The following is a 6,101-nucleotide window of genomic DNA, read 5'->3' as shown; positions in this document are numbered from 1 at the left end:
AGACAGGAACCGAAGACCCGAAGCCGGCCCACAACTCGAACTCAAACTCACATGAGCAAGCAATGTGCCGGACAGCACTGGGGCTCGACCCGAGGATGACGGACAATGAAGAGCGGGCCGCGCGTGCTGCTCCCCTACTCGGCCGCCGCCGGCACGGCGTTCGACGCCCGGCGGATCAGGTCGATGGTCTCGTCGACGCTGACGATCTTCGCGAAGGCCAGGCCCAGGGTGGTCAGGGTCGCCTTCTTGATGTCCGCCACGCTCAGCTCGCCGGCGGGAAAGGTCTCCGTCCCGTCGGAGGTGAAAAAGACGTGGTAGTCGCGCATGCCGGCCTCGCGCGCCGTCGTCTCGCAGCAGATGTTAGTGCAGATGCCGGTGACGATGATGCTGTCGATGCCGTTGCCGCGCAGCAGCATGTCCAGGTCGGTGCCGGAGAAGGAGCCGTAGCGCGGCTTGTACAGCATGATGTCCTTCGGCCCCACATCGACGCCGGGATGCAGCTTCGCCGTCTCCGTCCCCTCGTTGATATAGCCGGCGCGGACAGGCTCGATCAGCTCGCCCATCGTGCCGTGGTTGGAGCCGTCGGCACGGACGACGTGCAGGGTGTGGATCACCATCATGCCTGCCTCGCGGCAGGCGGCGGCCAGGCGGTTCACCGGCTCCAGCAGCGCCACGCCGCCGGGCGCGGAGAGCGGCGTGCCCTCCACGAAGGCGTTCTGCATGTCGACATTGATCAGTGCGGTCTTCGACGGGATCAACTGGTAGTCAGCCATGATCGGTGCTCCCCCGGCCTGCAGGTGGGTGGCGGCAAGGCGCGGCGTCCCGCGCCGCCTCAGCCGGAAGGGTAGCGCCACTTGCTTCCAGATGGAAGGATCAGTCCTGCTCAGGCCCGGTCGCCGCCCTCGCCGGTGGCGAGTTCGTCGAGCTTGGCGATCAGTTCCTGCACCCAGTCATCGCCGAAGCGGGCGATCACCGCCTTCTGGTGCCGGTCGGCATCGCGCTTCACCTTGCGCCACAGCGCCCGCCCCTTGTCGGAGATCAGCACAAGGACCCGCCGCCGGTCCTCGGGGTCGGGGGCGCGATAGACCAGCGCCTCGGCGACCATCCGGTCGACGGTGCGGGTCGCCGTCGGCAGGCTGAGCAGCGCCACCTCCGCCACCTCGCCCATGGCGCGGCCGCGACCGTCCTGAAGCAGGGTCAGGATGTGCCAGATCTCCAGCGGCAGCCCGTGGCGGGCGATGGCGGCGGAGAGGTCGCGGCGGATGCGTTCGCTGGCCTGCGCCAGCACATAGTCGAGATAGGTGCCGGGCTGGCTGCGCCCGGCCGCCGGCCGCCGCTCGCCAGGGTGCTCCCCAGGGTGCTCCCCGGGGCGCTCCCCGGGGCTGCCGCCACGCCTGATGTCGCCGCGGCCGCTGCCGGCTTGATTGCTTCTGGCAGGCATGCCTGTTTCAATCCTCCCATCGGATCGGATGGTTCGATCCTGGTCCCGGCCGCGCTTCCCGGCGCCGTATCCCGGCATGATACCGGCCGTCGCCGGCCGGCGGAAGGCGCGGAACCGTGACGTTTCCATGATCGGGGGAGAAGGCTGCGCGATGGGGGCTGCGACGGCGACCGGTGGATCGGCAGGCCGGAGAAACCCGCCCCGCCTGCGCCCGCTGCGGGTCGGCCTGCTGGCACCGCAGAGCGGGCCGATCGGCCTGTTCGGCCCCTCCTCCGTCAACTGCGCGATGCTTGCGGCGGCAGAGATCAATGCCGCCGGCGGCATCCTCGGCCGCGCGGTGGACCTGGTCGTGGAGGATGGCGGCGGCAGCCCGGCCGACGTCGTCGCGCGGGCGGAGGCGATGATCGCCGGCGGGGTGGAAGCGTTGATCGGCTCCCATGTCAGCCCCAGCCGCATCGCCCTGGTGAAGGCCCTGGGCGGTCGCGTTCCCTACATCTACACGACCCTGTACGAGGGCGGCGAATATGCCTTCGGCGTCTTCGTCTGCGGCGAGACGCCGGAGATGCAGCTGGAACCCCTGCTCGCCTGGCTGGCCCGCCATCGCGACGCACGCCGCTGGTACCTGGTCGGCAACGACTATGTCTTCCCGCGCACCTCGCTGGCGCTGGCGGAACGCTATATCGGCGCGGCCGACGGGCGGATTGCCGGCCGCGACTTCCTGGCGCTGGGCACGGAGGATTTCCAGCCCTGCCTGGACCGGATCGCCGCCAGCGGCGCCGATGCCGTGCTGATCTACCTGGTCGGCACCGACAGCATCCTGTTCAATCGCCAGTTCGCTGCCCGCGGCCTGCACCATGGCGTCGTGCGCGCCGCGCCCGTCCTCTGCGAGAACGCCCTGATGGGCATCGGCCCCGCCGGATCCAGCAATCTGTTTTCCGCCACCGGCTATGCCAATCTCTCCGCCGATCCGGCCGCGCGCGCCTTCCGGGACCGCTATGCGGACCGCTACGGGCGGATGGCGCCGGTGCCCAACCGCTATGCGGTCGCCTGCCATGACGGCCTGCACCTGCTGTCCGCCCTCGCCGCCCGCGCCGGCAGCCTGGACCTCTACCGCCTGCAGCTGGCCGCCGAGGGCGCCGGCCTGGACGGCCCGCGCGGCCACTGTACCCTGGCCGGCAACCATCTGGGGGCCCCGGTCCATATCGCCGCAGCGGACGGGCCCTACCTGCGCGCGCTGGAGACCCTGGGCTTCCGCGCCGCGGCGCCACCGCCGGCTGCGATCTGGCCGCGGGAACTGGGGCGGGGGTAGGTGCTTCCATTTGCAATAACTAAATTTCAAAGCTAATTTACCGGCTCCCAATCAGAGAGCCGCATGGATCAGCCGCCCCTGACAATCAGCCGCCCGGAACTGCTGGACGGCGACAGCGATGCCCGCTTCCGGCAGCTGCTGCACCGGCTGCTGGCCTTCGCCGGCCGGCTGGAGGCGGTGCGGGCCGGGCTCGGGCAGCTCATCGGCCTGTCCGGCGTGCAGTACACGATCCTGATCTGCATCGCCCATCTGCAGGGCGAGCGCGGCGTCGGCGTGAAGGCGATCGCCGACCATCTGGGCCATTCCGGCGCCTTCGTCACCATCGAGGCCGGCAAGCTGGCGGAGGCCGGGCTGGTGGACAAGCGCCCCAACCCGGCGGACCGCCGCCGCGTCCTGCTGACCGTCACGGCAGCCGGCCGCGCCCGGCTCGACGCCCTGGCGCCCAGCCAGCGGCCGGTGAACGATGCCCTCTTCGCCTCCCTGGACCGCAGCGATTTCGAGCGCCTTTCCGCGATCGCCGGCGATCTGGTGACCGACGCCGACCATGCGCTGGCGTTGCTGGAGGGCTTTGCGCAGCCCCGGCGCAGGGCGCGCGGCGGATGAACGCGACATCGGAACGGAGGAACCGGCCATGCTGAGAGACGGCGCGACCCACATCGCCTCCCTGAACGACGGACGGGCGGTGTTCATCGACGGCCGGAGGGTGGCCGACGTCACCACCGACCGGGCGTTTCGCAACGCGGTGGCCACCAGCGGCCGGCTCTACGACTTCGTGGCCGACCCGGAAAATGCCGCGCTGATGACCTATGACTCCGGCGGCGGCAATCGCTGCAACCGGATCTGGGAACAGCCGGCCGACCAGGAAGGCCTGGTGCGGCGGCGCCTGGCGATGGAGCGCTGGCAGGAACTGCATTGCGGCTTCCTGGGCCGGTCGCCGGACCATGTCGCCTCCTGCATCTCCGGCATGGCGATGGGGATCGAGGTCTTCCGGGAGCATGACCCGGCCCGCGCCGATGCGCTGGAGGGCTATTACCGCCATGCCCGCGACAACGACCTGTTCCTGACCTACGTGATCATCAACCCGCAGGCCGACCGGTCGAAGGCGGCGCATGAACAGAGCGGCGAGCATTTCACCGCCGGCGTGGTCGACCAGGACGGCACCGGGCTGACGGTGCGCGGCGCGAAGATGCTGGCCACCTCCGCGATCATGGCGAACGAGGTCTTCGTCACCTGCATCCAGCCGCTGGCGCCCGGCGACGCGGCCCACGCGCTGTCCTTCGCGATCCCGATGAACGCGAAGGGCCTGAAGGTGCTGTCGCGGAAATCCTACGAGGGCGAGGCGGGAAGCGTCTTCGACAACCCGCTGGCCAGCCGCTTCGACGAGAACGACGCCGTCCTCTATTTCGATGACGTGAAGGTGCCCTGGGACCGGGTCTTCGTGAACCAGGACGTCGCCATGTGCCAGAAGCAGTTCCACGCCACTCCGGCCCATGTCTACCAGAACTACCAGGCGCAGGTGCGGCTGATGGTGAAGATGCGCTTCCTGGTCGGGCTCGGCCGGCGCATCGCGGAAGTGAACGGCACCACCGCCTTCCCGCAGGTGCGGGAGGCGCTGGGCCAGCTCGCCGCGCAGGCGGCGATGGTGGAAGGGATGGTGCATGCGATGGAGGCGAAGGGCCGCCGACACGGGCACTTCTTCGTGCCCGACCGGCACAGCCTCTATGCCGCGCAGGTGCTGACCCAGCAGCTCTATCCGCAGGTCGTCACCGCGCTGCGCGACCTGGCCGGCGGCGGGCTGATCATGCTGCCCTCCGGCATCGCCGACTTCGCCGACCCGGAGCTTGCGGCGCTGATCGAGCGCACGCAGCAATCGCCAGCGACCGACAGCCGCGGCCGGGTGAAGTTCTTCAAGCTGGCCTGGGACGCGCTGGGCTCGGAATTCGCCTCCCGCCACACGCAGTACGAGATGTTCTATGCCGGCGCATCCTTCGTGACGAAGAACCATTCCTTCCGCACCTACGACTGGGAGCGGTCCGCCGCGATGGTCGATGGCATGCTGGACAGCTACAGCCTGGATGAAGAAATCACCCGCCGCGCGGCGGAATAACCGAACCGACCGGAGGACAGCCATGGCGGTGAACAAGGCACATGACGAATTCCACGCCGTCGACATGACAAGCGGCTGGGAGGTGCCGCCCGGCTATCCGCCGGGCATCGAGCAGAAGATTCTCTCCGGCAGCCTGGACGAGGCGGGCAAGCGCGGCAGCCGCACCCGCCTGCTGCGCTTCGCGCCGGGGGTGTTCACCACCGCGCCCTTCGTCCACGACTATTGGGAGGAGGTCTACCTGATGTCCGGCGACCTGACGGTCGGCAACGATGCGGAAGGACGCGGCGGCGAGGCCTTCGCCCCCGACACCTATGCCTGCCGGCCGCCGGGTGCGGCGCACGGCCCCTTCAAGTCGGAGGGCGGCTGCGTCCTCCTGGAAATCCACTACTACGACCCGGTGTGAAGCGATGCGTCTGGAATTCACCTGCGAACCGGCCGGGGCTGCCCCCGTCGCCATGGACATCGAGGTCGACAGCCTGGTGATCGCCGGCTGGACCGGCCGCGACCGGGAGGCGATGGAGGCCCATATCCGCGAGCTGGAGGAAATCGGCGTGCCGCGCCCGGCGCAGACGCCGACCTATTACCGGGTGGCCGCCAGCCTGCTGACCCAGGACGGCGAGATCGAGGTGGCGGGCACCACCTCCTCCGGCGAGGTGGAGTTCGTGGTCTTCGCCGCCGGCGGCGAGCTGCTGGTCGGCCTGGGCTCCGACCATACCGACCGCGAGCTGGAGAAGACCGGCGTCACCTGGTCGAAGCAGGCCTGCGCCAAGCCGGTCGGCCGCACCCTGTGGCGCCATGCCGACCTGGCCGACCATTGGGACCGCCTGGTCCTTCGCTCATGGGCCACGACCGACGGCGAGCGCAGCCTCTACCAGGAGGGCCCGGTCACCACCATGCGCGACCCGCAGGACCTGCTGTCCGGCTATCTGCAGCGAGGCCCCCGCCCCGCCGGCCTGGCGATGTACTGCGGCACCCTGGCGGTGCATGGCGGCCTGCGCCCCGCCGACCTGTTCGAGATCGAGCTGGAAGACCCGGTGCTGGGCCGCAGCCTGCGCCACGCCTACCGGATCCGGCCGCTGCCGGTGGCGGGGTAGGGCGTTCGCGGGAAAGATGGAAGCGACACAAAACCCACGATTGTCATCCCGGACTTGATCCGGGATCCATTCCGCCAGCTGCGAGGTATCTGAGCGGCCTGCGGAATGGGTCCTCGGGTCAAGCCCGAGAACGACACCGTTTCTGTCAAA

The 6,101-nt window shown here is 69.6% G+C and carries 7 protein-coding genes; 5 read left to right on the top strand and 2 right to left on the bottom strand.

Annotation, left to right across the window (positions count from 1 at the left end; translation table 11 throughout):
- Window positions 1–134: 134 nt before the first annotated feature.
- Both ACFOGJ_RS26295 and ACFOGJ_RS26290 read right to left on the bottom strand, forming a co-directional pair.
- Complete coding sequence (locus ACFOGJ_RS26295; RefSeq protein ID WP_379906231.1) at window positions 135–773, bottom strand: cysteine hydrolase family protein; 639 nt, start codon at window positions 771–773, stop codon at window positions 135–137.
- A 110-nt stretch (window positions 774–883) separates the two neighbouring features.
- Window positions 884–1,441, bottom strand: coding sequence for a MarR family winged helix-turn-helix transcriptional regulator (locus tag ACFOGJ_RS26290; protein WP_379906230.1), 558 nt, complete (start codon window positions 1,439–1,441; stop codon window positions 884–886).
- 127 nt (window positions 1,442–1,568) lie between these two features.
- Between ACFOGJ_RS26290 and ACFOGJ_RS26285 the strand changes: the two genes are divergently transcribed.
- The 5 genes from ACFOGJ_RS26285 to ACFOGJ_RS26265 all read left to right on the top strand — a co-directional run bounded on the left by ACFOGJ_RS26285 (window position 1,569) and on the right by ACFOGJ_RS26265 (window position 5,951).
- Window positions 1,569–2,750, top strand: coding sequence for a substrate-binding domain-containing protein (locus tag ACFOGJ_RS26285; protein WP_379906229.1), 1,182 nt, complete (start codon window positions 1,569–1,571; stop codon window positions 2,748–2,750).
- A gap of 63 nt (window positions 2,751–2,813) precedes the next feature.
- A complete protein-coding gene (locus ACFOGJ_RS26280) occupies window positions 2,814–3,353 on the top strand; it encodes a MarR family winged helix-turn-helix transcriptional regulator (protein ID WP_379906228.1) in 540 nt (179 codons plus the stop codon).
- A 28-nt stretch (window positions 3,354–3,381) separates the two neighbouring features.
- Window positions 3,382–4,857, top strand: a complete 1,476-nt coding sequence (locus tag ACFOGJ_RS26275; protein ID WP_379906227.1) for a 4-hydroxyphenylacetate 3-hydroxylase family protein — start codon at window positions 3,382–3,384, stop codon at window positions 4,855–4,857.
- A gap of 22 nt (window positions 4,858–4,879) precedes the next feature.
- The gene (locus ACFOGJ_RS26270; RefSeq protein WP_379906226.1) at window positions 4,880–5,260 is read left to right on the top strand and encodes a cupin domain-containing protein; all 381 of its coding nucleotides are present in this window, start codon (window positions 4,880–4,882) and stop codon (window positions 5,258–5,260) included.
- Between the two features lie 4 nt (window positions 5,261–5,264).
- A complete protein-coding gene (locus ACFOGJ_RS26265) occupies window positions 5,265–5,951 on the top strand; it encodes a DUF2848 domain-containing protein (protein ID WP_379906225.1) in 687 nt (228 codons plus the stop codon).
- Window positions 5,952–6,101: the final 150 nt, after the last annotated feature.

Source organism: Marinibaculum pumilum (assembly GCF_042646425.1).
GTDB lineage: Bacteria > Pseudomonadota > Alphaproteobacteria > Ferrovibrionales > Ferrovibrionaceae > Marinibaculum > Marinibaculum pumilum.
This window is presented reverse-complemented; position numbering and strand designations above follow the sequence as displayed.

Bases quoted from the DNA above. Each gene is read 5' to 3' on its own strand.
- ACFOGJ_RS26295 (WP_379906231.1), bottom strand. From the start codon at position 773: ATGGCTGACTACCAGTTGATCCCGTCGAAGACCGCACTGATCAATGTC.
- ACFOGJ_RS26290 (WP_379906230.1), bottom strand. From the start codon at position 1,441: ATGCCTGCCAGAAGCAATCAAGCCGGCAGCGGCCGCGGCGACATCAGG.
- ACFOGJ_RS26285 (WP_379906229.1), top strand. From the start codon at position 1,569: ATGATCGGGGGAGAAGGCTGCGCGATGGGGGCTGCGACGGCGACCGGT.
- ACFOGJ_RS26280 (WP_379906228.1), top strand. From the start codon at position 2,814: ATGGATCAGCCGCCCCTGACAATCAGCCGCCCGGAACTGCTGGACGGC.
- ACFOGJ_RS26275 (WP_379906227.1), top strand. From the start codon at position 3,382: ATGCTGAGAGACGGCGCGACCCACATCGCCTCCCTGAACGACGGACGG.
- ACFOGJ_RS26270 (WP_379906226.1), top strand. From the start codon at position 4,880: ATGGCGGTGAACAAGGCACATGACGAATTCCACGCCGTCGACATGACA.
- ACFOGJ_RS26265 (WP_379906225.1), top strand. From the start codon at position 5,265: ATGCGTCTGGAATTCACCTGCGAACCGGCCGGGGCTGCCCCCGTCGCC.